The organism is Amycolatopsis sp. TRM77291 (assembly GCF_054166285.1).
Window position 1 is genome coordinate 7,821,058 of sequence record NZ_JBSZHF010000001.1, and the last position, 24,802, is coordinate 7,845,859.

Annotated in this window: 22 protein-coding genes; 12 read left to right on the plus strand and 10 right to left on the minus strand. The window is 68.8% G+C overall.

All coding sequences use genetic code 11. From position 1 onward, the window contains the following. Position 1 precedes the first annotated feature (1 nt). On the plus strand, positions 2 to 790 hold the full coding sequence (locus ACXIZN_RS36650; RefSeq protein WP_457959438.1) for a type III pantothenate kinase: 789 nt from the start codon (positions 2 to 4) through the stop codon (positions 788 to 790). Positions 791 to 906: 116 nt separating this feature from the next. Here ACXIZN_RS36650 and ACXIZN_RS36655 read toward each other — a convergent pair whose 3' ends face one another. Together ACXIZN_RS36655 and ACXIZN_RS36660 are read right to left on the minus strand one after the other, a co-directional pair. Beyond that, a complete protein-coding gene (locus tag ACXIZN_RS36655) occupies positions 907 to 1,668 on the minus strand; it encodes a class I SAM-dependent methyltransferase (protein WP_457959439.1) in 762 nt (253 codons plus the stop codon). Further along, positions 1,665 to 2,438 (minus strand): methyltransferase domain-containing protein, encoded by a 774-nt coding sequence (locus ACXIZN_RS36660; RefSeq protein WP_457959440.1) that lies wholly within the window; start codon positions 2,436 to 2,438, stop codon positions 1,665 to 1,667. Before ACXIZN_RS36660 ends, ACXIZN_RS36655 begins: the two co-directional genes overlap by 4 nt. A gap of 96 nt (positions 2,439 to 2,534) precedes the next feature. Between ACXIZN_RS36660 and lysS the strand changes: the two genes are divergently transcribed. Next, complete coding sequence (gene lysS / locus ACXIZN_RS36665; RefSeq protein WP_457959441.1) at positions 2,535 to 4,046, plus strand: lysine--tRNA ligase; 1,512 nt, start codon at positions 2,535 to 2,537, stop codon at positions 4,044 to 4,046. A gap of 151 nt (positions 4,047 to 4,197) precedes the next feature. Continuing rightward, on the plus strand, positions 4,198 to 4,551 hold the full coding sequence (locus tag ACXIZN_RS36670) for a histone-like nucleoid-structuring protein Lsr2 (protein WP_005165380.1): 354 nt from the start codon (positions 4,198 to 4,200) through the stop codon (positions 4,549 to 4,551). Between the two features lie 6 nt (positions 4,552 to 4,557). Here ACXIZN_RS36670 and ACXIZN_RS36675 read toward each other — a convergent pair whose 3' ends face one another. Further along, the gene (locus ACXIZN_RS36675) at positions 4,558 to 5,397 is read right to left on the minus strand and encodes an AraC family transcriptional regulator (protein WP_457959442.1); all 840 of its coding nucleotides are present in this window, start codon (positions 5,395 to 5,397) and stop codon (positions 4,558 to 4,560) included. Positions 5,398 to 5,553: 156 nt separating this feature from the next. On the opposite strand from ACXIZN_RS36675, the gene ACXIZN_RS36680 reads away from it, so the two are divergent. After that, entirely contained in the window at positions 5,554 to 6,135 is a 582-nt protein-coding gene (locus ACXIZN_RS36680) for a TIGR03086 family metal-binding protein (RefSeq protein WP_457959443.1), read from the plus strand. Here ACXIZN_RS36680 and ACXIZN_RS36685 read toward each other — a convergent pair. Then, positions 6,132 to 6,890 carry a (2Fe-2S)-binding protein gene (locus ACXIZN_RS36685; protein ID WP_457959444.1) on the minus strand — a complete coding sequence of 253 codons (759 nt, stop codon included), beginning with the start codon at positions 6,888 to 6,890 and terminating at the stop codon, positions 6,132 to 6,134. The genes ACXIZN_RS36680 and ACXIZN_RS36685 overlap by 4 nt on opposite strands. 406 nt (positions 6,891 to 7,296) lie before the next feature. On the opposite strand from ACXIZN_RS36685, the gene ACXIZN_RS36690 reads away from it, so the two are divergent. The 4 genes from ACXIZN_RS36690 (at position 7,297) to ACXIZN_RS36705 (ending at position 13,019) form a co-directional block, all read left to right on the plus strand. Further along, on the plus strand, positions 7,297 to 9,855 hold the full coding sequence (locus ACXIZN_RS36690) for an ATP-dependent Clp protease ATP-binding subunit (protein WP_034310092.1): 2,559 nt from the start codon (positions 7,297 to 7,299) through the stop codon (positions 9,853 to 9,855). 609 nt (positions 9,856 to 10,464) lie between these two features. Further along, positions 10,465 to 10,830: a type II toxin-antitoxin system RelE/ParE family toxin gene (locus tag ACXIZN_RS36695; protein ID WP_126730168.1), complete on the plus strand. Its 366-nt coding sequence runs from the start codon at positions 10,465 to 10,467 to the stop codon at positions 10,828 to 10,830. 1 nt (position 10,831) lies between these two features. After that, positions 10,832 to 11,170: a helix-turn-helix domain-containing protein gene (locus tag ACXIZN_RS36700; RefSeq protein ID WP_126730169.1), complete on the plus strand. Its 339-nt coding sequence runs from the start codon at positions 10,832 to 10,834 to the stop codon at positions 11,168 to 11,170. A 61-nt stretch (positions 11,171 to 11,231) separates the two neighbouring features. Next, positions 11,232 to 13,019: an Hsp70 family protein gene (locus ACXIZN_RS36705; protein ID WP_457959445.1), complete on the plus strand. Its 1,788-nt coding sequence runs from the start codon at positions 11,232 to 11,234 to the stop codon at positions 13,017 to 13,019. On the opposite strand, the gene pcp is transcribed toward ACXIZN_RS36705, so the two are convergent. Together pcp and ACXIZN_RS36715 are read right to left on the minus strand one after the other, a co-directional pair. Next, complete coding sequence (gene pcp, locus ACXIZN_RS36710) at positions 13,020 to 13,655, minus strand: pyroglutamyl-peptidase I (RefSeq protein ID WP_192743945.1); 636 nt, start codon at positions 13,653 to 13,655, stop codon at positions 13,020 to 13,022. It abuts the gene before it with no gap. 26 nt (positions 13,656 to 13,681) lie between these two features. After that, positions 13,682 to 15,097: a M1 family metallopeptidase gene (locus ACXIZN_RS36715; RefSeq protein ID WP_457959446.1), complete on the minus strand. Its 1,416-nt coding sequence runs from the start codon at positions 15,095 to 15,097 to the stop codon at positions 13,682 to 13,684. 196 nt (positions 15,098 to 15,293) lie between these two features. Here ACXIZN_RS36715 and ACXIZN_RS36720 point away from each other — a divergent pair, with 196 nt between their 5' ends. Then, positions 15,294 to 18,479 (plus strand): BTAD domain-containing putative transcriptional regulator, encoded by a 3,186-nt coding sequence (locus ACXIZN_RS36720; protein ID WP_457959447.1) that lies wholly within the window; start codon positions 15,294 to 15,296, stop codon positions 18,477 to 18,479. A gap of 61 nt (positions 18,480 to 18,540) precedes the next feature. On the opposite strand, the gene ACXIZN_RS36725 is transcribed toward ACXIZN_RS36720, so the two are convergent. Together ACXIZN_RS36725 and ACXIZN_RS36730 are read right to left on the minus strand one after the other, a co-directional pair. Beyond that, on the minus strand, positions 18,541 to 19,341 hold the full coding sequence (locus tag ACXIZN_RS36725; RefSeq protein ID WP_457959448.1) for an ABC transporter permease: 801 nt from the start codon (positions 19,339 to 19,341) through the stop codon (positions 18,541 to 18,543). Beyond that, positions 19,338 to 20,315, minus strand: a complete 978-nt coding sequence (locus tag ACXIZN_RS36730) for an ATP-binding cassette domain-containing protein (RefSeq protein ID WP_457959449.1) — start codon at positions 20,313 to 20,315, stop codon at positions 19,338 to 19,340. The genes ACXIZN_RS36725 and ACXIZN_RS36730 overlap by 4 nt, the downstream gene beginning before the upstream one ends. A 135-nt stretch (positions 20,316 to 20,450) precedes the next feature. On the opposite strand from ACXIZN_RS36730, the gene ACXIZN_RS36735 reads away from it, so the two are divergent. Both ACXIZN_RS36735 and ACXIZN_RS36740 read left to right on the plus strand, forming a co-directional pair. Continuing rightward, positions 20,451 to 21,467 carry an endonuclease/exonuclease/phosphatase family protein gene (locus ACXIZN_RS36735; protein ID WP_457959450.1) on the plus strand — a complete coding sequence of 339 codons (1,017 nt, stop codon included), beginning with the start codon at positions 20,451 to 20,453 and terminating at the stop codon, positions 21,465 to 21,467. Positions 21,468 to 21,492: 25 nt separating this feature from the next. Then, positions 21,493 to 22,329 (plus strand): hypothetical protein, encoded by an 837-nt coding sequence (locus ACXIZN_RS36740; RefSeq protein ID WP_457959451.1) that lies wholly within the window; start codon positions 21,493 to 21,495, stop codon positions 22,327 to 22,329. On the opposite strand, the gene ACXIZN_RS36745 is transcribed toward ACXIZN_RS36740, so the two are convergent. Both ACXIZN_RS36745 and ACXIZN_RS36750 read right to left on the minus strand, forming a co-directional pair. Further along, the gene (locus tag ACXIZN_RS36745; RefSeq protein ID WP_457959452.1) at positions 22,322 to 23,134 is read right to left on the minus strand and encodes an SIR2 family NAD-dependent protein deacylase; all 813 of its coding nucleotides are present in this window, start codon (positions 23,132 to 23,134) and stop codon (positions 22,322 to 22,324) included. The two genes, ACXIZN_RS36740 and ACXIZN_RS36745, sit on opposite strands and share 8 nt — an antisense overlap. After that, positions 23,127 to 23,435, minus strand: a complete 309-nt coding sequence (locus ACXIZN_RS36750) for an antibiotic biosynthesis monooxygenase family protein (RefSeq protein WP_192743939.1) — start codon at positions 23,433 to 23,435, stop codon at positions 23,127 to 23,129. The genes ACXIZN_RS36745 and ACXIZN_RS36750 overlap by 8 nt, the downstream gene beginning before the upstream one ends. A 40-nt stretch (positions 23,436 to 23,475) precedes the next feature. Here ACXIZN_RS36750 and ACXIZN_RS36755 point away from each other — a divergent pair, with 40 nt between their 5' ends. Beyond that, positions 23,476 to 24,693, plus strand: coding sequence for an FAD-dependent monooxygenase (locus ACXIZN_RS36755; protein WP_457959453.1), 1,218 nt, complete (start codon positions 23,476 to 23,478; stop codon positions 24,691 to 24,693). The last annotated feature ends 109 nt before the right edge of the window (positions 24,694 to 24,802 follow it).

Below are 24,802 nucleotides of genomic sequence, written 5' to 3' on the forward strand. Positions count from 1 at the left end.
CTTGCTGCTCACGGTCGACGTCGGCAACACCAATATCGTTCTCGGGCTGTATTCGGGAAACGAGCTGATCGGTGACTGGCGCATGCGCACCGACGCGCGTATGACCGCCGACGAGCTCGCGCTGACCATGCGCGGGCTCCTCGGTTCGCACGCGGACTCGATCACCGGGATCAGCGCGTTGTCCACGGTTCCCGCCGTGCTGCGGGAGCTGCGCGTCATGCTTTCGCGGTACTACGCCAAAGTGCCGAAGATCGTCGTCGAGCCGGGGGTGCGCACCGGCGTGCCGCTCCTGGTCGACAACCCCAAGGAGGTGGGCGCGGACAGGCTGGTGAACACCCTCGCCGCGCACCATCTGCACCCGGACACCGCTTGTGTGGTGGTGGATTTCGGGACTTCGACCAATGTGGACGCCATCTCCGCCAAGGGCGAGTTCCTCGGCGGCGCCTTCGCGCCCGGTATCGAGATCTCGGTCGACGCGCTGGCCGCGCGGGCGGCGGCGCTGCGCAAGGTGGAGCTGGTGCCGCCGCGGTCGGTGATCGGGAAGAACACCGTGGAATGCCTGCAATCCGGCATCCTCTACGGTTTCACCGGCCAGGTCGACGGCCTGGTGAAGCGGATCGAGCGCGAGCTCTCACCCGGCGGGGCGGAGCCGGTCGCGGTGATCGCGACGGGCGGCCTCGCGCCCCTGGTGCTGGAGGAATCCGAAACGATCACCGAACACGTCCCGGATCTGACGCTTCTGGGCCTCCGGCTGGTCTACGACCGGAACCGCGCCACGTCCCGCGCTTGATCAGAGCCGTAACTCGTGTGACCAGACACGTAACTCGCGTGATCAGAGCCGTAACTCGTGAGTTACGCCTTCAATCACGCGAGTTACGTGTCCAATCACGCGAGTCACGCCTTCCGTCACCGACGGGAAGCGACCATCAGCACCCGCCGCGTCATCAGGTCCTGGTTCCGCAGCGTCTGTTCGAGGCTCGCCCGCAGCTGGGCCGGATCCTGCCCCGATTCCCCGGCCAATTCCTCAACCCGCGCGAGCGAGAGCTCCACGGTCCGCCGCTGCCGCGCCCGCCAGTCCGGCGTCTCCTCGTAGGAGAGGACGTCGAATCCCGCCGCTTCCAGCAGCGGCCGATGGTCGGCCACCTGGGGCGGCCGGTTCACCGGCTGCCCGTCGAAGTCCCAGGTCGTGACGAGCAGCCGTCCGCCGGGCACGAGGATCCGCGCGAACTCCGCGCAGGCACGCCGCTTGTCGGGCGCGAACAGCAGCGCGTCGACGCTCATCACCGCCTCGAACGACGCGTCGTCCAGGCCGGTGTCCTGGAAATCGCCGACCAGGAACTCGGTCGCTTCGACGTCCATCAGTTCCGCGCGTCGCCGCGCCGACGCCAGCGCCGTCTCCGCGATGTCGACTCCGGTGAGCGTCGCGTACGTGCGCGCGGCGACCCACAGCCCGGGACCGCCGCGCCCGCAGCCGATGTCGGCCAGCCGCCCTCCCGGCTCCAGACGCGCTTCGGCCGCGATGCGGCGCAGGTCGGTGCGGGTCACGAAACTGTAGGTGTCCAGCTCGGCGGGGTACTCGTCGCCGTACACCTCGGCCCAGATCCGCGCGGACACCGCCGACGCGGGAGCGCCGAACGTCGCGGTGAACGTCGCCTTCCAGTCGGTCATCGCTTACCCGCCCGGAAGACGGTGGTGGTGATCGGCAGGTCGAATTCCCCCGAGGCGGTTTCCGGATTCCGGTCGAGGAATTCCCGCGCCGTGCGAAGTTTGGCTTCGCGTTCCTCCGCCGGGGCCACCAGCATGTGCGAATGGGTGGCGAGAGTCGCCACCAGGGTCTCCGCGGTCCTCGGCTGTTTGTGACCGAACATCTTCTTCTCGAACGGCTTGAAGGCCTCGTGTTCCGGCAACGATTCGTAGTCGCTCAGCCAGCGCCTGCTCGCCGAGGTCTTGATCAGGGCGTTCAACTCGGCCAGCCAGCCGGACGACTCGTCGTCGTGATTCCACAGCGCGGCGACGACGCCGCCGGGTTTCAGCACCCTGGCCATCTCCGGATAGGCCCGGTCGAGGTCGAACCAGTGGACGGCCTGGCCGACGACCACGGCGTCCACGGAGTCGTCGGGCAGCGGGATCTCCTCGGCCGTCCCGATGAGCGGGGTCACGGAGGGGAGCGCCTTCTTCAGTTCCGCGAGCATCTTCTCGTCCGGCTCCACCGCGGTGACCTCGACACCCAGCGCGAGCAGCCCTTCGCTGACCTTGCCGGTCCCGGCCGCGAGGTCCAGTACCCGTTCCGGCGCGTGCCGGGCGCCGGCCAGCCCCCAGGCCAGTGCCTTTTCCGGATAATCCGGCCGATGCGCGGCATAGGCGGCGGCTCTCGCGCCGAACGAGGCGGCGCGGCGGGCGTGCAGTTCGGGTTCGATGCCGGGACCGGATGAGTTCACGCGCTCAAGGTTAATGGACAGAAAACCGGCCGGTCCGGATCCGGAAAAGGTAATCCGGTTGGCGTAGGGAAGCGGCGGGTTCGTACGCTGTGCGCCATGACTGAAATCCCCGCATCCGAGGGCGTGAGCCCCGACGAAGACCTGCCGGAACAGATGCGGGTGCGCCGGGACAAGCGCGACCGGATAATCGCGGAGGGTATCGATCCGTATCCGGTAGAGGTGCCCCGGACGCACTCACTGGCCGAAGTCCGCGCGAAGCATTCCGGTCTTCCCGCCGACACGGCCACCGGCGAGATCGTCGGTATCACCGGCCGGGTCATGTTCATGCGCAATACCGGCAAACTGTGTTTCGCGAGTCTCCGTGAAGGCGACGGGACCGAGTTGCAGGCGATGCTCAGCCTGGCGAAGGTGGGCGAGGAGGCTCTCGCGGCCTGGAAGTCCCATGTTGATCTCGGTGATCACGTATTCGTCTCCGGCGAGGTCATCACCTCGAAGCGCGGTGAGCTTTCCGTGATGGCCACCTCGTGGCGGATCACGTCGAAAGCATTGCGCCCGTTGCCCGTGGCGCACAAAGACCTCGCCGAGGAAACGCGGATCCGGCAGCGTTATGTCGATCTGATCGTGCGTCCCAAGGCGCGGGACGTGGTCCGCACCCGCGCCGGTGTGCTGCGTTCCCTGCGTGACTCGTTTCACGGCCGGGGATTCCTCGAGGTCGAGACCCCGATGCTGCAAACGCTGCACGGCGGCGCGGCGGCCAGGCCATTCGTCACTCATTCGAATGCCTTCGACCTCGACCTCTACTTGAGGATCGCGCCGGAGCTGTACCTCAAGCGTTGTGTGGTCGGCGGTATCGAGAAGGTCTTCGAGATCAACCGGAACTTCCGGAACGAGGGCAGCGACTCGTCGCACTCGCCCGAGTTCGCCATGCTCGAGTACTACGAAGCGTATGCGACCTATGACTCCAACGCGGTGATGACGCGGCAGCTCATCCAGGAGGCGGCGCAGAACGTTCTCGGTACTCAGGTGGTCACTCTCGCCGACGGTTCGGAGTACGACCTGTCCGGCGAGTGGACCACACTCGGAATGTACGAGTCGTTGTCCGAGGCGTTGTCGGAAGAGGTCACTCCCGAGACATCGGCGGACAAGCTGCGTTCCTATGCCGAAGCACGAGAGCTGGAGCTCGACCCCAAGTTAGGCCACGGCAAACTCGTCGAAGAACTTTGGGAACATCTCGTCGGCGATCATCTCCACGAACCTACTTTTGTCCGTGATTTTCCGGTCGAGACATCCCCGCTGACCAGGCAACATCGCAGCAAGCCGGGGGTCGCCGAGAAGTGGGATCTGTACGTGCGCGGATTCGAACTGGCCACCGGATACTCCGAGCTGGTCGATCCCGTGGTGGAGCGGCAGCGGCTGGTGGAACAGGCTCGGCTGGGTGCGCAGGGCGATAGTGAGGCCATGAACCTGGATGAGGATTTCCTCCGTGCGCTGGAGTACGGAATGCCGCCGAGCGGTGGTGTCGGAATGGGGATCGACCGGTTGCTGATGGCGCTGACCGGCCTTGGTATCCGGGAGACCATCCTGTTCCCGCTCGTCCGACCCGAATAACCCGTCCGCGTGACAGATACCTCGATCGTTCTCGTAAACAAGATTTGCGTTATGTCTCGGTAGCGGGTATTAATGTCGCTAGACAAAGTCTTCTGTCCGGGGCATGCCCCGTACCAGATCATTCGTGTAAGCCCCCAGCAGGAGGAAACAGATGGCACAGAAGGTGCTCGTCTCGCTCGTCGACGACCTCGACGGCACTGAGGCGGAAGAGACCGTCGAGTTCGGTTTGGACGGTGTGAGCTACCAGATCGACCTTTCCGCGGAAAACGCGGAAGAGCTTCGTGACGCGCTGGCCCAGTATGTGGAGCACGCCCGTCGCGCGGGTGGCCGTAAGCGCACCGCCATTCGTCCGGTCGCCGGCGTGAAGGCCGCCGCCCGTCCCGCGACCGTGGACCGCGAGCAGAACCAGGCCATTCGCGCCTGGGCCCGCAAGAACGGCTTCCAGGTTTCCGACCGCGGACGTATCCCGTCCGAGGTCGTGGAGGCCTACCACAAGAAGAACTGAGGTCTTTCAGACCTGACGGCCGCCGGGAATCCGTTCCCGGCGGCTTTCTTGTTCTTGTACACGGTTCAAGCGGGCGTACTCGGTGGGCGCCCATCCGGTCACGGAGCGGAAATCCCGGATGAAGTGCGCTTGGTCGCTATAGCCCAGCACGGTCGCCAGTTCCGCGTAGTCCGGCCGTTCCTCGGCGGCGATCCGTGCCGCCGCCTCGTTCAAGCGGTATACCTGGATCGCCCATTTGGGGGCGGCGCCGACATGTTCGGCGAACAGGCGTTGCAGGCTTCGCTGAGACAGGCCCGTCCGGCTTGACAGCTCGCCGACTCTGGTAATGGCCGGATCGGCCGCGATTGTTTCCACCGCTTCGACGGCCGTCCTGGCCGCGGCGGTCAGCACCGGATCTTTCGCGAGGAGCAGTTCCTCGCAGCGGCGGACCATTTCGAAGTCGTCCGTCGCATTCCGTACCGATTCCGTCACTCCTCCGGCGCCGGGGAAGAGATCGGTGAGCGGAACGGAACCGCCGGAGATCATCGAGACCGGACCGGTGAGGAATGCCCGGAAAGCCCCCGGCCGGAATCGCACGCCGATACCGTGGTCCGTGTCCGCGACGGTGTAGCGGAAAGGTCGTTTCCCGGGGCCGAACGCGCCGGCCGCGTCGCGGAAGAACGTGACGTTCACCGCGAGATTGGGCAGGACCACCTGTTCCTGGGACGGGCGGCCGCTCAGGTCCCAGCGCAGCACCCAGTGATGGTCGACGAACGGGCGCAGCTCCGGCGCGGGGCGATGCCGGACGAGGCTGAACTTCGCCTGCCGCGCGTTGACGATCCCCGCCGGGATCCGGTGCCCGCTCACCGGATCAACTTAGGCCGTCTCCGGTAGGTCTGTTCGATGGTCTTCGTGATCCAGGGGCCGCAGGGCGCGAAGACCGCGGACAGAGCTGCCGGGCACGATCTGACCCTGTCGCGTTTCTTCAAGACAGCGCGCCGGGTTCCGTGAACTCATGCCCTCATGTCCGAACACGCTGCCCTGATCGCCCCCGCCGCCGCGGAATTCGCCGGAATCCTCCGCGGGATCGGTGAGTCCGACCTCTCCGCGCGCACCCCGTGCGCCGAATACGACGTCCGCGCGTTGCTGAACCACCTTCTCTACTGGGGTCCCTGGCTCGAAGCCGCCGGACGCAAGGCGGCGCCGCCCGAGGTGTCCTCCGGCGAGGCCGCGGCGGACCTCGTCGGCGACGGATGGCTCGCCGACATCGAGAAGCAGACCTCACGCCTCGTGGACGTCTTCGGGGCGCCGGAGGCGTGGCAGGGACAGACCACCTTCGGCGGCAACCCGATGCCCGCGTCGATGGCGGGATACATGGTGCTGGACGAGTTCGTCTTCCACGGATGGGACCTCGCCAGGGCGACGGGTGCGAAGTTCTCCGTCCTCCCCGAGGTCGCCGACGCCGTGTACGCCATCGCGCTGGAGATCGGCGATCAGGCGCGCGCGATGAAGGTGTACGGCGAAGAAGTGGCCGTCGCGGACGACGCGACGACGTTCGAGCGCGCCTTGGGCGCGTCGGGGCGTAATCCCGGCTGGACGCCTTAACGAACTCTCGGGCAGCCGCCGCATTCCGATTCCGCGGGAAGCAGATAGTTGAAACAGCAGCCCTCGCGGTTTCTCGTCCACTCGCGGCGTCCGTCGGCTCCCGTGGCCAGCGTCAGCTTCGACGCCGACGTCAGCGGCGGGAACCGGGCTTCGAGGACCAGGGCGGCATCCGCGACGCCTGCGCCCTCGGACTCCGGCGTCCCGCCGAGGCGCCCCGCCGACCACAGCGCGTTGTCGAGCGCGTCCGTGGCGGCCGCCCACAACTGCCGCCGGCCGAGCCTCGTCAGCGGCCCGTAGACGTCGATGAACCGGCTCGCGTGGGCGACGAACCTGCCCCGCAGCACCGTCGCCAGCGCCCGCTCGTCCGGGGCCACGACGGCCCGCGGATGCGCCGAGCCAGGGTCGGTCGGCAGGCAGTGGAAACCGTCACCGAGGACGGCGACGGAGTCGGGGTGGGGCCGGTCGGCGCCGATCCGGAACGCCAGCGCGGACGGCGCCAGCGACGGGACGCGGCGTGCGTGATGGAGCAGCATCGCGCCGGCGAGGGCCGGGACGTGCAGGTACCAGGACAGGATCCAGCTCGCCGGGGTCCGCTCGGGGATCCCGGCCGCCTCCGGATACGTCTCGGCCAGCCAGCCGGTGAGCCGCTCCCGCCACCGCACGAGCCGGGCAGGCTCGGCGAGCAGGTCGCCGCAGCGGACCCAGCCGGGCTCGTCCGCCGGGACGTCCGCGCGGAGACGGGCGTCCCCGGGCATCCTGGAGAGGGAGGCCCCGAGTCCGCCTTCGGGTGACGCGAGCGTCCGAGGATGCGACACGCCGACCTCCCGTCATTAGGTACGCCTTACCTTACATACTGTCCGTGACTACTCCGGACGGGTGTCCATCCACTGGGCAGACCCGTGTTCGCGCTCAGCGGACAACGCTCGTCCGGCGGAATCCGAGCGCGCCTTCGCACGTTGGGCTTGACGTAAAGGTGCAGGGCAACCGGAAGATGAAAGAGCGCACGGCCGGAGAACGGCCGGGGCGCGAACGGGCCGCAATCAGCCGTAGTGGTACGCCAGCGCGACCGCATGGCTACTAGAGTGGTCTCACGGTGCTGAATCCATCGCGGTGAAAGCACGATGGAAACGGGCCGCCGTCGCAGCAGTCGAGGGAGTGCACATGTTTGAGAGGTTCACCGACCGCGCGAGGCGGGTGGTCGTCCTGGCCCAAGAAGAGGCCAGGATGCTCAACCACAACTACATCGGCACCGAGCACATCCTCCTGGGTCTGATCCACGAGGGTGAAGGTGTCGCCGCCAAGGCGCTGGAATCGCTGGGCATCGCGCTGGAGGGCGTCCGCCAGCAGGTCGAGGAGATCATCGGCCAGGGGCAGCAGGCCCCGAGCGGGCACATCCCCTTCACCCCGCGGGCCAAGAAGGTGCTTGAGCTGTCCCTGCGCGAAGCGCTGCAGCTCGGCCACAACTACATCGGCACCGAGCACATCCTGCTCGGGCTGATCCGCGAGGGTGAGGGCGTCGCCGCACAGGTGCTCGTCAAGCTCGGCGCGGACCTCAACCGGGTGCGTCAGCAGGTCCTGCAGCTGCTGTCGGGCTACCAGGGTGGCAAGGAGTCGACCGAGACCGGCTCCGGACGCGGTGAAGGCACCCCGTCGTCGTCGCTGGTGCTCGACCAGTTCGGCCGCAACCTGACCGTCCAGGCCCGCGAAGGCAAGCTCGACCCGGTCATCGGCCGGGGCAAAGAGATCGAGCGGGTCATGCAGGTGCTGTCGCGGCGCACCAAGAACAACCCCGTCCTCATCGGCGAGCCCGGCGTCGGCAAGACCGCCGTCGTCGAAGGGCTCGCGCAGAACATCGTCAAGGGCGAGGTGCCCGAGACGCTGAAGGACAAGCAGCTCTACACCCTCGACCTCGGCTCCCTGGTCGCCGGTTCCCGGTACCGCGGTGACTTCGAAGAGCGCCTCAAGAAGGTGCTCAAGGAGATCAAGACCCGCGGCGACATCATCCTGTTCATCGACGAGCTGCACACGCTCGTCGGCGCGGGTGCCGCCGAGGGTGCGATCGACGCCGCGTCGATCCTGAAGCCGATGCTGGCCCGTGGTGAGCTGCAGACGATCGGCGCGACCACGCTCGAGGAGTACCGCAAGTACATCGAGAAGGACGCCGCGCTGGAGCGCCGCTTCCAGCCGATCCAGGTCGGCGAGCCGTCGCTCGAGCACACGATCGAGATCCTCAAGGGTCTCCGTGACCGGTACGAGGCGCACCACCGCGTCTCGATCACCGACGGCGCGCTGGTGCAGGCGGCGACCCTCGCGGACCGCTACATCAACGACCGCTTCCTCCCGGACAAGGCGATCGACCTGATCGACGAGGCCGGCGCCCGGATGCGCATCCGCCGCATGACCGCGCCGCCGGACCTGCGCGAGTTCGACGAGAAGATCGCCGACGTGCGCAGGGACAAGGAGTCCGCGATAGACGCGCAGGACTTCGAGCGCGCCGCCCGCCTGCGCGACGAGGAGAAGACCCTCCTCGGCCAGAAGGGCGAGCGGGAGAAGCAGTGGAAGGACGGCGACCTCGACGTCGTCGCCGAGGTCGACGAGGAGCAGATCGCCGAGGTCCTCGCCAACTGGACCGGTATCCCGGTGTTCAAGCTCACCGAGGAGGAGACCACGCGTCTGCTCCGCATGGAGGACGAGCTGCACAAGCGGATCATCGGCCAGGAGGACGCGGTCAAGGCCGTTTCCCAGGCGATCCGCCGCACCCGCGCCGGCCTGAAGGACCCGAAGCGCCCCTCCGGCTCGTTCATCTTCGCCGGCCCGTCCGGTGTCGGTAAGACCGAGCTGTCCAAGGCGCTCGCGGCGTTCCTGTTCGGCGAGGACGACGCGCTCATCCAGATCGACATGGGCGAGTTCCACGACCGCTACACCGCTTCGCGGCTCTTCGGTGCCCCTCCGGGCTACGTCGGCTACGAAGAGGGCGGCCAGCTGACCGAGAAGGTGCGGCGCAAGCCGTTCTCGGTGGTGCTGTTCGACGAGATCGAGAAGGCCCACCAGGAGATCTACAACACGCTCCTGCAGGTCCTCGAAGACGGCCGTCTCACCGACGGCCAGGGTCGTACGGTCGACTTCAAGAACACCGTGCTCATCTTCACCTCGAACCTGGGTACCTCGGACATCTCGAAGTCCGTCTCGCTCGGGTTCTCGTCCGGCGGCGACACCGCCAACCGGTACGAGAAGATGAAGCAAAAGGTCAACGAGGAAATGAAGAAGCATTTCCGGCCCGAGTTCCTGAACCGGATCGACGACATCATCGTCTTCCACCAGCTGACCAAGGACCAGATCATCCAGATGGTCGATCTGATGATCGCCCGGGTCGAGACGCAGCTCAAGGCCAAGGACATGGAGCTCGAGCTCACGCCCAAGGCCAAGTCGCTGCTCGCCAAGCGCGGCTTCGACCCGGTGCTGGGCGCGCGGCCGCTGCGTCGCACGATCCAGCGCGAGATCGAGGACCAGCTGTCGGAGAAGATCCTGTTCGGCGAGGTCCAGCCCGGCCAGATCATCCTGGTCGACGTCGAAGGCTGGAACGACGAAGAGGGCGAGAAGGACGACAAGGCGCACTTCGTCTTCCGTGGCGAAGCCCGGCCTTCGTCGGTCCCGGACGCCCCGCCGGTGAGCATCGGCGCCGGCTCGACCGAAGAGAACGGTGAAACCGAGGGCGAGTAAGTCCCTTTCGGTTCCGGAAGTGCCCGTCGCGGGTTCGCCCGCGGCGGGCACTTTCGCGTCCGCGGCCGTGTCGTCCCTCTGATCACGTGTCGGCCTCCCAATCACGCGAGTTCGCCTTCCAGTCACGTGAGTTACGTCCCTAATCACGTGAGTTACGCCTTCAATCACGCGAGTTCCGCCCCCAATCACGCGAGTTACGCGTTCAAGCACGTGAGTTCGCCTTTCCCACACAGGGGCCTGTGTGCCTGATGGTGAACTCGCGTGATCAGACGGACGACACACGTGATTGAGCGGACGACACACGTGATTGAGCGGACGGCACGCGTGACCAGGCGGGGAACTCGCGTGATTGGGGCCGTAACTCGCGTGATTGGGGGCGGAACTCGCGTGATTGGGGGCGGAACTCGCGTGATTGGGGGCGGAACTCGCGTGATTGGAAGCGGAACTCGCGTGATCGGGCGCGGGCTACGGCGGGGGGAGGCGGGGCTCGCGAGGGGGACGCCTTGCGGCCGCGCAACACCGGCCGGTGTCGAGCGGCGGAAGCGCACCTTCGTGGGAACTCTGGCTTTCGCGCCCTGATCGATATAAGGTCTACATTATGGTCGCCTGATGCAGTGGGAGATCGAGCTTCACGACGAAGTGGATCGCTGGTTCGCGGCGCTGTGTCGCGAAGAACCGCGCACGGCCGACCGGGTCGAAGAGGCGATCGACATGTTGGCTCGTGAAGGACCGCGGCTCGGGCGGCCACTGGTCGACCGGATCAGTGGCTCGCGCAGGCACAACTTGAAAGAACTGCGCCCGGCGTCGGCCGGGCGAACCGAGATCAGGATCTTGTTCGTCTTCGATCCGGCGCGCAAGGCCGTGCTCTTGGTGGCCGGTGACAAGGCCGGAAACTGGAAACGGTGGTACGACATCACCATCCCGATCGCGGAGGAGCGATACCGGCAACATCTGGACGCGATGGAGGAAGGCTGAAATGGGTCGATCCTGGAAAGAGGTCAAGGCCGAAAAGCTCGCCGCGGACCGTGAGGCGGGGCGCGACGTCGAAGCCGCGCGGGCCGAGGCACGAGAAGCCACTCAGGCATACATCCTCGGCTTCCGGCTGTCGCGGCTTCGCGAGGACGTCGGATTGAGCCAAGCCGAGGTCGCCAAGCGAATGGGCGTCAGCCAGCCGCGGATCAGCCAGCTGGAGCAGGGCGATCCGAGCCAGATGGAATTGGACACGCTCCGCCGGTACATCGTCGCCCTGGGCGGCCGCATGCGCGTGGTCGCCGATTTCGACGATCACGACGTCACCATTTCCACCGCCGTCTGACCCGGCCCGGTCTCCCGAACATCGCGTGAGACGATGCCCTTCGGGTCCGGGAGGGGGTCAGGTGGACGTTCTGGCGATCGATTTCGGTACCTCCAGCACGGTGGGGGTGCTTTCGATCCACGGCAGGGGGACGCAGGTCGTCGAGATCGACGGGTCGGTGACGATGTCGTCCGCGATCTACGCCGACAAGGACGGCACGGTCTTCGTCGGCCGTGACGCCGAACGCCGGGCCCGGCTGGATCCGAGCCGGTTCGAGGCGAATCCCAAGCGGCGCATCGACGAGGGCGCGCTCCAGCTCGGTGACGTCTCGCTTCCCATCGCCGACGCCTTCGCCGCGGTCCTGCGCCGGGTCGGCGAAGAGGCCGAGCTGATACTCCAGCGTCCGCCCGCCCAGGTGCGCATTTCGCATCCCGCGGGCTGGGGTCCGGATCGCAAGCAGATCCTCCGCGACGCCGCGCTCAAGGCCGGTTTCGGGACGACGGTGCTCATTCCCGAGCCGGTCGCCGCCGCCGCGCATTACGCCTCGCTCAACAACGGTCACCGGCCGCCCGGTCCCATCGCGGTGTACGACCTCGGGGCGGGCACCTTCGACTGCGCGGTGGTCGGTGTCAGCGCGCAGGGGTTCGCCGTGCTGGCCGAGGACGGCCTGCCCGATCTCGGCAGTCTCGACATCGACCAGGCGCTCCTGGTGCACATCGGCCGCGAGGTTTCGCATTCCGAACCCGCGCGCTGGCAACGGATCCTGCGCCCGCAGTCGGTCAGCGACCGCCGGACGCGCCGGTCGTTGCTGCAGGACGTCCGTGACGCCAAGGAAAGCCTGTCCCGCCATCAGCAGACCGAGATCCCGATGCCGGAGCCGTTCGGCGACGTGCGGGTGACGCGGATGGAGCTCGAGGCGCTCGTCCGGCCGAGTTTCCTGCGCAGCGCCGAGCTTCTGGCCACCACGATCCGCCGCGCCGGGCTGTCCCCGGCCCGCCTCGGCGGCGTCTACCTCGTCGGCGGGCCGAGCCGGATGCCGTTGCTGGCGAGCCTCCTGGCGAATCAGCTCAGGATCGCGCCCACGACGCAGGATCAGCCGGAGACGGCGGTCGCGTTCGGCCTGCATCACGTGCCGGCCGGGGGCGAGGATTCCCAGCTGACGGTGCCCGCCTTCGCGCCGGTCGCGCCGCCGGTGCGGCAGCAGCCCGTGCAACAGCAGCCCGTGCAACAGCAGCCCGTGCAACAGCAACCGCCGCGCCGTCCGCAGCCGCCGCGCTGGACGCCGCCCCCGCCGCCGGGCCGGAACTGGCAGAAGCCCACGACCTACGGCGTCGTCGCGCTCGCGCTCGCGGCGATCGTGACGACGATCGTCCTGCTCAGCGGCGGCGAAGACGAGCCGGTCGCCGCGCCCGCACCGGCGAAACCGGTGAGCTGCGATCAGCCCGGGCCGAAGGACGCGCAGGGGTTCACGGACTGTCTCCGCCGGATCGCCGCCGTCATCCCGCAGCGGGACGAGTGCCGGGACGCGCCCGACGCCGCCACCACGGTGGGCGCGGCGTCGGCGGTCACCTGCGTGTTCAAGGACGACAAGGGATCGAACGCGATAAACTACTACCAGGGCGTCGCGATGACCGGTCTGGAGGACGGCGTCCGGCAGCGCATGACCAAGGGCAAGCCCGCGGAGGGCACCTGGGCGGCCGACGGGCTCCGGGGGCGCTACTTGGCGGGCGTGGGCGCGCGAAGCGGCATCGTGCTCTTCGGGACCGAAGACGCGCCGTTGAGCGCGATGCTCGTGTCGACGCGCAGCGACGGCTCCGCGCGGACGACGGCGGAGATGGTCGAGTTCTTCACGGCACAGCTCAAGCCTTGATCAGTGCAGGGTGCCCGCCGGTGTCGAGAGATCCTCGGTCACCGAAAGCGCGGTCTCCACGATGATCTCCAGCGCCTCGGCGGCGCGGTGCACGGCCAGGCTCGGCGCGGTCGTCCGCGCGGCCTGCTCCGGCGTGTACGGCACGTGCACGAAACCGCCGCGCACTCCGGGAAAGTCGTTGTCCAGCAAGTGCATCAGCCCGTAGAAGACCTGGTTGCACACGTACGTCCCGGCGGTGTGCGAGACGGACGCAGGAAGCCCAGCGGCCTTGATCCCCGTGACACACGCCTTCACCGGCAGCGTGGTGAAGTACGCGTTCGGCCCGCCGGGGATCACCGGGACGTCGACGGGCTGCGAGCCCGCGTTGTCCGGGATGCGGGCGTCGATCAGGTTGATCGCGACCCGCTCCGGGGTGACGTCGGGGCGCCCGCCCGCCTGGCCGACGCAGATCACCAGTTCCGGCCGGTATTCGTCGATCGCGTCGCGCAGGGTGACCAGCGAACGCGAGAACACGCACGGCAGTTCGACGGCGACGGTGTCGTGCCGGCGGCGGGTGAGCAGGGAAACCGCCTGCCACGACGGGTTCACCCGCTCACCGCCGAATGGTTCGAAACCGGTGAGGAGCACTGACGTCATGCCCTCACCCTAACGTGTGACGCGCCTCAGGCGGCCGGCTTGAGGTCCCCCGGGTAGAGGAACTCGGGCGCCGGTTTGGTGTTGCCGTAGAACCACGCGTCGAAGAAGCCCTGCAGGTTCTTGTGCGCGACGCGTTCGGCGAATTTCTGGAACTCCGGCAGGCTCGCGTTGCCGTCGCGGTGGATGGCGGGCCACGTCTTCAGGATGCGGTCGAACGGCGCCGCGCCGATGTAGTTCTTCAGCGCGTGCAGCGCCACCGGGCCCTTCGAGTACACGTACGTGAACTCGTTGCCGGGCCCCATGTCGTACAGCTTCCCGGCCCAGAAGCGGTCCGTCGCCTTCTGCACGGCGGTCAGGTATCGCGCCTTGAGGTCCTGCCCGGACTTCGCCTCGGACCAAAGCCATTCCGCGTACGAGGCGAAGCATTCGTTGAGGCAGACGTCCTTCCACTTGTCGACGGCGACCGAATCGCCCCACCACTGGTGGGCGTTCTCGTGCACGATCGTCGGGACGTTGCCCGCCGCGCCCGAGTAGATCGGCCTGCTCAGCGTCTCCAGCGAGAACCCGATCGGCTCGGCGAGGAAGATGCCGCCCGCCGCGTCCACCGGGTAGCGCCCGAACTTCGACGACAGGAAGTCGATGATCTCCGGCAGCCGCGCCTCGGCCTGCTTGGTCGACGCCGGGGTGCCGGGGGCGTAGGCGTTGACGACCGGGGTGCCGTCGGACAGCTTCGTCCGCTCGAACTCCCATTTGTCGATCGCGACCGTCGTCATGTACGGCACGGCCGGGGTCTCTTCGGCCCAGACGTACGTGGTGTTGTTCCCCGAAGCGAACTTCCCGCGCTCGCGGCCGTTCGAGATGACGCCCCATTCCGAGGGCACGGTGACGGCGAGGTGGAAGGTCGCCTTGTCCCGCGGGGTGTCGTTGACCGGGTACCAGGTGGTCGCGGATTTCGGCTCGCCCGCGACGAACGCGCCGCCGGATTTCGCGTACTGCCAGCCGTTCTCGCCCAGCGCCGGATCCTCGATCGGCTGCGGGACGCCGTGGTAGGCGACCTCGGCGGTGAACCGCTCGTGGTTCCGCAGCGAACGGGCCGGGGTGATCACGAGTTCGTGGTCGCCGGTCCGCGTGAAGGTCGCTTTCCGCCCGTTCACCTTGACCGAGTCGACGGTGAGCCCGCGCAGGTCGAGGTTGAACGAGCTCAGTGCCTGGGTGGTCCGGCCGGTGATGCTCTGGAGGCCGGTGAGCTGCCTGGTGGCGGGCTCGTAGCCGATCTTCAGGTTGTAGTCGGCGACGTCGTAGCCGCCGTTGCCGTCCTGCGGGTAGTAGCTGTCGCCCGCGCCGTCGGCGCCGGGTTGCCCGGTGTCGGCGAGGGCGGTCCCGCCGCCGAGGACACTCGCGGCCAGAACGGCGGCGATGACGGCCGTACTCCGGTACCTCATTCACGCTCCCAGTCGATCGGCTGTGACTCGGTCACGAACGTAGCGCCGTGCCCTCGGCCGTCCGCCCGGAAAGATCCTTCGTGCCCGGATAATCCCCACTTCCGTCGCCTGATCGAGGTCTGGAGTCCGAGAGCGCGCTCTGAGAGACACAGCCTGATGGAGCTATCCATTTGCGGCTTCTGGAAAGCTGGGGGTCGTGCGTGTGACGCTGCTGGGCCCGGTCGGAGCGGAGGCCGGTGACGGCACCCCGGTCGACATCGGCGGTGCCCGCCTCCGCATGCTCTTGGCCAGGCTCGCGCTGGAGCCCGGCCGCGCCGTCCCCGCCGCGGCCCTCATCGACGGTCTTTGGGGCGCGGAGCCACCCGCCGACGCGGCGAACGCGCTGCAATCCCTGGTCTCGCGGTTGCGCAAGGTGCTGCGTGCCGACGACGTCATCCTGGACTCGGGGCCGGGTGGTTACCGCCTGGACATCGCCCGCGAGGACGTCGACGTGTGCCGCTTCGAGCGGCTGGCGGCGGAGGGGCGCGCGGAGCTGGCGGCGGGCCGGGACGCCGGAGCGGCCGCGATTCTCGCCGAAGCGCTCGGCCTTTGGCGTGGTCAGGCGCTGTCCGACGTGCTCGATGCCCCTTTCGCGCAGGCACCTGCGACCCGGCTGGAGGACCTGCGCCTCGAAGCCGCCGAAGACCGTTTCGAGGCGGAGATCCGGCTGGGCGGGCACGACCGGGTGCTCGCGGATCTCAAGGAGGCGGCCGCGCGGCACCCGCTGCGTGAACGGCTCGCCGGGCTGTGGATGCGGGCGTTGTGCGCGGCGGACCGGCAGTCCGACGCCCTCGCCGTCTACGAGGAGGTCCGGGCGGCGCTGGCCGACCAGCTCGGCGTCGACCCGTCGGCCGAACTCCGGGAGATCCATCTCGCCGCGCTGCGCGGTGAACTCGGCCCCCCGCCCGCGGCCGCCGATCATCTCCCGGTCCGGCTCACCAGTTTCGTCGGCCGCGATGACGAGTTGAAACTGGTCGCCGAGCTTCTCGCGGGTGCGCGGCTGGTGACGCTCGTCGGGCCCGGCGGCGCCGGAAAGACACGGCTGGCCACCGAGGTCGCGACGCGGCATCCGGCGCACGCGCGCGGACGCGTCTGGTTCGTGCCGCTCGCCGGCGTCCGCGACCCGGGAGACCTGCCCGGCGCGGTCTTCGCCGCACTGGAGCTGTGGGATCTCGGTCTTTCGCACGGTGGCGACCCGATGCGCCGCCCGGTGGACGCGCTGGCCAGGGTCGTGGAGACGCTCGGCGCCGGTGAATCGGTGCTGGTGCTGGACAACTGCGAGCATCTGGTCGACGCGGCCGCGGAGCTGACGAACACGCTGTTGCGCCGCGTGCCGACCTTGCGGATCCTCGCGACGAGCCGGGAAGCGCTGGCCATCGACGGCGAGACGCTGTGCCCGCTCGGCCCGCTGTCCGTCCCGGAAGGCACGCCGACCGTCTCCCAAGCGGCCGAGGCGGGCGCGATCCGGCTGTTCGTCGACCGGGCGGCCGCCGTGCGCCCGGACTTCGTGCTCGACGAGTCCACTGTGGACGACGTCGCGCAGATCTGCCGCAGGCTGGACGGGATGCCGCTGGCGCTGGAACTCGCCGCCGCGCGGCTGCGGTCGATGACCGTCGCGCAGATCTCGCAGCGGCTCGACGACCGGTTCCGCCTGCTGACCTCGGGCAGCCGCACCGCGTTGCCGCGGCAGCGCACGCTGCGGGCCGTCGTCGAGTGGAGCTGGGACTTGCTCGACGACGCCGAACGCGTGCTCGCCAGGCGACTGTCGGTCTTCGGGGCCGGCGCCGAGGTGGAAGCGGTCGAGAGCGTCTGTGCCGGCGACGGCCTGCCCGCCGAAGACGTCCTGTACGTCCTCGGCTCGCTCGTCGAGAAGTCCATTGTGGACGCCATCGCCGGAGACCACGGCGAGCCGCGTTACCGCATGCTGGAGACCATCCGGGCCTACGCGGCGGAACGGCTCGACGAAGCCCAAGAGCGAGAACAGCTCACGAAGGCCTACCACCGCTACTACGCCCAGCTCGCCGAGCGGCTGGAGCCGATGCTGCGGACGGCGGATCAGCTCGTCGCCATCTCGCGTTACGACGCGGAGCACGGCAACATCGTGACCTCGCTCCGCCAGGCCATCGACGCGGGTGACGTGGAAATGGCGACGCGACTGTTCGGCGGCACCTTCTGGTACTGGCTGGTCAAAGGCGACAACGACCGGGGCGAGTCCTTCGTCGACGAAGTGCTCACCTTCGGAGACCGGCTGGAGGACGACTTCGCGGCCGCGTTCCGGGCGATGCGGGCGATCTCCGGCATGGTGCCCGGCGTCGGCGACCCCGAAGCCGTGCGGGAGCTCATCGACGACTGTGTGCGGACGAACGCGCACACCCGGTTCGCCGGGCTGGCGATCGGCCTGCCCATGCTGGCCTTCTTCAGCCAGAACAAGGAACTGGCGCACCGCGAGGTCGAGCGGGCGCTGGCGAGCCCGGACCCGTGGTCCAGGTCGGCGGGGTCGTGGGCGCAGAGCTTCCTGCTCGCCGACGACGGCGACCCCGAGGGCGCGGAGAAGGCCAGGGACAAGGCCTACGAGGGGTTCACGGCCGTGGGCGACCGCTGGGGCACCGCGATGGCCGTGGGTATGAAGGCGAGCGACATCTCGATGTCGGGCGATCACGACGCCGCGATCGCGCTGTACCGGCGAGGCCTCGCCCTCGCGCTCGAACTGGGCTCGCAGGACGACGTGATCCAGCAGCGCTGGCGCCTCGCGACGGAGTACGCGCGGGCCGGGGACCTCGAGACGGCGATGCGCGAGATGCGCGACGCGGAGCGCTACGCGATCGACACGGGCAACGACCAGCTCGCGGTGATGGTGCTGGTGGGCAAGGCCGATCTGCTCAGCCGCGCCGGGCGGATCGACGAGGCACGCGCGGTCGGCGTCCGATTCCGCGAGCGGATGGCGACGGTGCCGATGCCGGGCCTCTTCGGCGACGAATTCGGCGGCTACATCGACACCGAGATCGCGCTGGCCGCCGGCGATCTGGCCGCGGCCGAACGCGGGGCCGCGGTGGTCGTGAAGTCCACCGCGAAACGCGGTGACATGCCCGACCTTGGCCGGATCGTGGAGGTCTGCGGCCTGATCCGGTTCCGGCAGGGGAGGCCCGAGACGGCCGTCCGGCTGCTCGGCGCGGCGAAGCTGTTGCGCGGCAGGCTGGACCTCGGGGAACCCGGCATCCGGCAGCTCATCGACGACCTTCGCGAGCACTTCGGCGAGGAGCGCTACGAAGAGCTTCTCGTGCAGGACGCCGGTCTGTCCCGTCCGGACCTGGTCGCCTGGATCTGTCAGGAAGCGAGCGCGTGAAGAAGGGCTCCTCGCCCGGCAGAGGCGAGGAGCCCTTCACGCGCGTTCCCCCTGACCCCCGTCAGACGCGCTTCCGGTAAGCCCAAGTGGCGAGCGGGAAGAAGACCGCGATCGCGGCCGCCATCCAGATCAGCGCCCCGGTCAGCGGACCGGCGACCGGTCCGCCGTTCATCAGCCCGCGCAGGACGTCGGACATCTGCGTCACCGGGCTGATGTCGGCCCACGCCTTCAGCCAGCCGGGCATGGTGCTCGTCCCCACGAACACGTTGCTGCCGAAGGTCAGCGGCATCAGCACCACGAACATCAGGCCCTGCACCGCGCCGGGGCTCTTCACCAGCATCCCGACGAACACCGAGGCCCAGCAGAACGACAGCGCGAACGCGATGACGAGCACGATCGCCAGCGCGAACTCGGCCGGTCCGGTCTGGATCCGGTAACCCATGATCGTCGCGACGACCATCAGCACGACCAGGCACACCAGGTACCGCACGATGTCGGCGAGCACGGCGCCGATCAGCGGCGCGGACCTGGCGATCGGCATCGCGCGGAACCGGTCGAACACGCCCTTGGTGACGTCGGTGTTCAGCTGGACGCCGACGGTCATGCTGGCCTGCAGGATGTTGAACACCATGATGCCGGGCACGATCATCTGGAGGTAGTCGTCGATGCTCGGGGCGAGCGCGCCGCCGAACAGGTAGACGAACATGACCAGGAAGATGATCGGCGCGATGGTGACGTCGGCCAGCTGCTCCGGGTTCTTGCGGATCTTCAGGACGCCGCGCCAGGCAAGGGAAAGCCCGTGCCGCACGCTGCTCGACGGTGAGACGCGCCGTGGTGGTGCGGGCACTGCGATGGTCGTCATACCAGGCTCCCTTCCGGAGTTGTGTCCTTTGTGGACTCGTCGGTCTTCTTGCCGGTCAGCGCGAGGAACACCTCGTCGAGGCTGGGCAGCCGCAGCGCCAGCTCGTCCGCGGTGATCCCGGCCTCGTCCAGCTTGCGGACCAAAGTGGACAGCAGCACCGGGTCGGCGACGGGCGCGGTGAGCAGCCCGGTGTCGTCGTCCCGGTTCGGCCGGACCCCGGTGAGCCCGGCGAGGATGCGCTCGACGGCGTCGAGGTCGGCGAGCGCGGACGGCCGCACCTGCAGCGTCTGGCCGCCGGTCCGCCGCTTGAGCTCGTCGGCGCGCCCGTTCGCCACGACGTGCCCGTGGTCGAACACGGTGATCGTGTCGGCCAGCTGGTCGGCCTCCTCCAGGTACTGCGTGGTGAGCAGCACCGTCGTGCCGTCCGCGACCAGCGTCCGGACCACGGCCCAGACCTCGTTGCGGGCGTGCGGGTCGAGCCCGGTGGTCGGCTCGTCCAGGTACAGCACCTTGGGACGGCCGACCAGGCTCGCGGCGAGGTCGAGCCGCCGCCGCATCCCGCCCGAGTAGGTCTTGATCGCGCGCCCGGCGGCGCCGGTCAGCTCGAACCGCTCCAGCAGCTCGGCCGCGCGCTTCTTCGCGTCCGCCCTCGAGAACTCCAGGAGCCTGCCGATCAGGACGAGGTTCTCCGTACCGGAAAGGTCCTCGTCGACCGACGCGTACTGCCCGGTCAGCCCGATCATGCTGCGGACCGCCATCGGGTTCTTGACGACGTCGTAGCCGAAGACGCTCGCGTGGCCGCGGTCCGGCCGGATCAAGGTGGCCAGGATCCGGACGGCGGTCGTCTTCCCCGCGCCGTTCGGCCCCAGCACCCCGACCACCTTGCCCGCCGGGACCTCCAGATCGACCCCGTCGAGCGCCTTCGTCTCCCCATAGTGTTTGACCAGGCCCTCGGCCCTGATCGCGTGAGTCATCGTTCCTCCTGTGGATCTCGCCCCGCCGATCAAGGTGCTCCCCCGGCCTGGCAGACCGCGCACAGCGCGCTGGCAGCGGCTGACAGGACCTGATAAGCGCTGGTAGACGTGGTGTGAGGAGGTTGTGAAGGTGTTGTGGAGACGGCCGCCGCCACGCTCGTGATCGGCATACTCGACGGCATGGTGATCGAAGAACGCGTGGTGCCCCGAGGCGCCGGGCGAAAGCTGGTCAGCGGGCTGCTCATCGGGGCGGTCGTGCCGTTCGCGGTGCTGACGGCGTTACGGCTGGTGGGCTACGACGGCAACACGTACACGATCGCCGCGCTCGCGCTCACGCCGTACGCGGGGATCGCGACGCTGGTGCTCGGCGTCCTCGCGCTGGGGCTGCGCCGCTGGTGGATCGGCGTGGTCGCGCTGGTGCTGACCTGCACGATCGCGTCCCTGGTGCTGCCGCGGGCGTTCGCGAACGAGCAGAAGGCGCTCGACGGGAAGCACGTGCGCGTGCTGGCGTCGAACATGCTCGGCGGGCAGGCCGATCCGGACCGGATCGTCGGCTACGTGAAGGAGCACCGGGTCGACGTCCTGAGCCTGACCGAGATGACGCCCGAGGCGATCGCAGGACTCGAACGGGCCGGACTGTTCCAGGTCCTGCCGTACCACGTGCTGCACCCGGCCGAGTGGGCGTCGGGCTCCGGGCTGGTGTCGAGGTATCCGCTGACGCCGCTGAAGCTGAGCGGCGCTTCGGACTACAAGCAGCCCAGCGCGAGCGTGGACCTCGGTGACGGCGTCCGGATCGAGGTCGTCGCGGTCCATCCGGCGGCGCCGATGTGGGATCGGCACGCTTGGGTCGACGAGGCCAAGGACCTGCCGTACGCCGACGCCGAGCACGACATCCGGATCCTGGCGGGCGACTTCAACGCGAGCCTCGACCACGCGCTCTTCCGTGAGCTGCTGACCAGGGGATACGTGGACGCGGCCGATCAGCTGGGGAAGGCGCTGGAGGGGACATGGACGAACGGGCTGGTGCCGCCGGTGCCGATCGACCACGTGCTCGCGGACAAGCGGACGGCCATCGCGGACTTCAAGGTGCTGGAGACGCCGGGCAGCGATCACGACGCCGTCTACGCGGAAATCGTCCTGCCCGGAAAGTGACCTTCCGCTGGCAGGCTTACCGCTCATGAGGAAGCTCTGGGGAGTGCTCGTGTTTTCGCTGGTCGCGGCGTGCGTCCCGGGACAGTTGCCGCCGGCCGAGGCGAAGAGCGCGCTGGGTTTCGCCGCCCGGCCGGGCGAGGCGCGATCCCTCGGCGTCCAGGATCCCGTCGTCGAGGCCGAGCGGCTGTTCCGGCCGGGTCCCGACCGGCGAGCGGTGGCGCTGGCCCGCGCGGGCCGGAACGCGATCGGTGTCGGGGTCCGTGAGTTCCGCGGTGAAGAACGGTCCGAGCCGATCGCGTGGGTGACCGAAGACGAAGGCCGCAGCGTGCGCGAGATCGTCCTGCCGCAGGACCGGCCAGGGCGCTGGTCGCCGACGGCGGTCGCGGCCGACGGTGATCGGGTCCTCGTGGTCGGCTCGCTCGGCGGGGACGTGCGGGTGTGGGCCTCCGGCGACGCGGGGGCGACCTGGACGGTCTCGCCGGTGCTGGTGTGGGGAAGCGACCTCTGGTTCTCCACGGTGCTCCGGACAGGCGGGGAATGGTTGCTGGCCGGGGGTTCCGCGGCCGGGGCGCTGGTGGTGACCGGTACGCCCGGTGTCTGGGTGACCGCTTCCCTCGGCGACGGCCGGATCCTCGGCGGGACGGTCGACAAGGCGGGAAAGCCGGTGCTGTTCGGCGACCGCGTGGAATGGAACCAGGCCCGGACCTCGAACCGGTCGTGCCTGGTGGTGTGGGTCGCGGATGGCGGCTGGCAGCGGGGTGAACTGGGCTGCCCGGCGGATCGGCTCGTCGCCGCGGTGACCTTCGACGACGGGCGGGTGATGCTGAAGGGCGAACGCGACCTATGGATCCGCCCTAGCTGAGCAGCGCGTCCAGCGCCCTGAGCGTTTCCAGGCCGTTGCTCGCCAGTGAAACGCCGCGGCCGTGCCGGACCTGTGGCTCGCGCGGGTTGATCCGGACCAGCGCGCCGGTCGCGGCGCTGGCCAGCTCCGAGTACCGCCGCACCGTCGGCACGGCCTGCCCGGCGCCGAGCTCCACCACGACCAGGTCGCGATGCTCGCGGCGCCACGAGTTCAGCTCGTCGAGCTGGGCCTGGCTGCGCTGCCCGAACCAGTCGTAGTCGCCGAACATCAGGATGTTGGGCCGGGCGAGGCCCCCACAGCGCGGGCAGGACGGCAGCGGTTCGAGCGCGCGCATGCTGTCTTCGTCGATCGGGACCGCGACGTCGTCCGCGGGCCAGATCTCCTTGGTGCACCTGGCGAGGCATTGCAGGTGGTGGATGGATCCGTGCGCCTCGGCGACCTGGGAGTAGCCCGCCTTCTGGAACTGTCCGTCCACATTGGACGTGAACGCGCGCGTGCCGCCCGGTTTACGCGCTCCCCAGGACAGCAGGAGCGCGAAGCCGTCGTGGGGGACGGTGGCGCGGTACAGCGCGAGCCGGTGCCCGTAGAAACCCCAGGCCAGCTCGGGGTCTTCGGCGAAATGCCGCGGGTCGGCCAGCTCGACGAACCTGATACCCAGCCGCTCGTACGGCGGATACGCCTTCCAGAAACCTTCGTCGCCCCGGAAATCGGGCAGGCCGGAGTCGACGCCCATCCCGGCACCGGCGCAGACGAGCAGCGCGCCGGCGCCGTCGATCAGTTCCGCGGCTCGTTCGAGCTCACTCACCCGGCTTCGAAGCCTGGACGACCTCGAATTCCAGCAGGTTCGCGCCGGTGGAAACCGGCTTCGCGCGCTCGCCCGCGTGCGCCTCACGCGCCGGGCCGGACGCCCACGCCTGGTACGCCTCTTCGGACTCCCACTTGGTGTAGACGAAGTAGCGCGTCTCGCCGGAGACCGGGCGGAGCAGTTCGAAGCCGAGGAAGCCAGGCTGGTTGTCGACGGCGTGAAGCCGCGCGGCGAACCGCTTCTCCAGCTCGGGGCCTGCGCCTTCGGGGACCTCGATCGCGTTGATCTTCACGACAGCCATGCCGCCAGCCTACGACGAAACTCTTTTGCGCCGCGATGTGATGCGTGGGACCTTCCCAAGGGTGGCCGACACCAAGATCCTCATCTCCGGAGCGAGCGTCGCCGGGCCGGCGCTGGCCTTCTGGCTCGCCCGCTACGGCTTCCGGGTGACCGTCGTTGAGCGCGCGCCTTCGCTGCGCCCCGGCGGCCAGGCCGTCGACCTGCGCGGAACGGCCAAGGAGGTCGCGCGCCGGATGGGCCTGGACGAACGTATCCGCGCCGCCTGCACGGACACGAAGGGCGAGACGCTCGTCGACCGCAAGAACCGCACGAAGGCCACGATCCGCGCCGACGACTTCGACGGTGACGGTGTCGTCGCCGAGATCGAGATCCTGCGCGGCGACCTGACCGAAGTGCTCTACGAGGTGACCAAAGAAACGGCGGAGTACATCTTCGGCGACCGGATCACCGCGCTGGATGAACGGACCGACGGCGTCGACGTCACCTTCGCCGGCGGTGCCAGGCGGACGTACGACATGGTCATCGGGGCGGACGGGCTGCATTCGGGAGTGCGGGCGCTGGCCTTCGGCGAGGAGTCCCGGTTCGTCCGGCATCTGGGCTCGTACCTGGCGTTCTCCACCGTGCCGAACCGGCTCGGATTGCGGAACTGGGCCGTCGGCTACGACGACGTCGGCCGGTCCGCCGGGATCCGCGCCGTCCGCGACGGCGACGAGGCGATGGCCTACTTCGGGTTCGCTGCGGAGAAGGTGGACTACGACTATCGCGACGTCGAGGCGCAGAAGGCGCTGGTGCGCGAGTTCGCGGCCGGGATGGAGTGGGAGGCGCCCTGGCTGCTGGACCGGATGGACGAGGCCCCCGACTTCTACTTCGATTCGTGCGCGCAGGTGATCATGGAGTCCTGGTCGCGTGGCCGCGTCGGGCTGCTGGGCGACGCCGCTTTCTGCCCGTCGCCGCTTTCCGGGCAGGGTACGAGCCTGGCGTTCGTCGGCGCGTACGTCCTCGCCGGGGAACTCGCCGCCGGTCTCGACACCGGGCTCAAGCGCTACGAGGCGGTCATGCGCGAGTTCGTCGAGAAGACGCAGGAGATGGGGCGGGAGAACGCGGCGTCGATCTTCGCGAAGTCCCGTGCCGCGCTGCGGATGCGTTACGTGATGATGCGCGTGATGCGGCTGAAGCCGTTCGCCGCGCTGGCTTCACGGAAGATGCGGGACGTGGTGAACGGCATCGACCTGCCGGACTACCCCGCCTCCCGCATTTAGAGGACTAAATGCGCCGGGCACACGTCACCCGCGGGCCGTGTCGCGAAAGCCACTTTCGGGACGTCTGGTGTCCCGAAAGTGGCTTTCGCGACATCCAACGTCCGTGCCC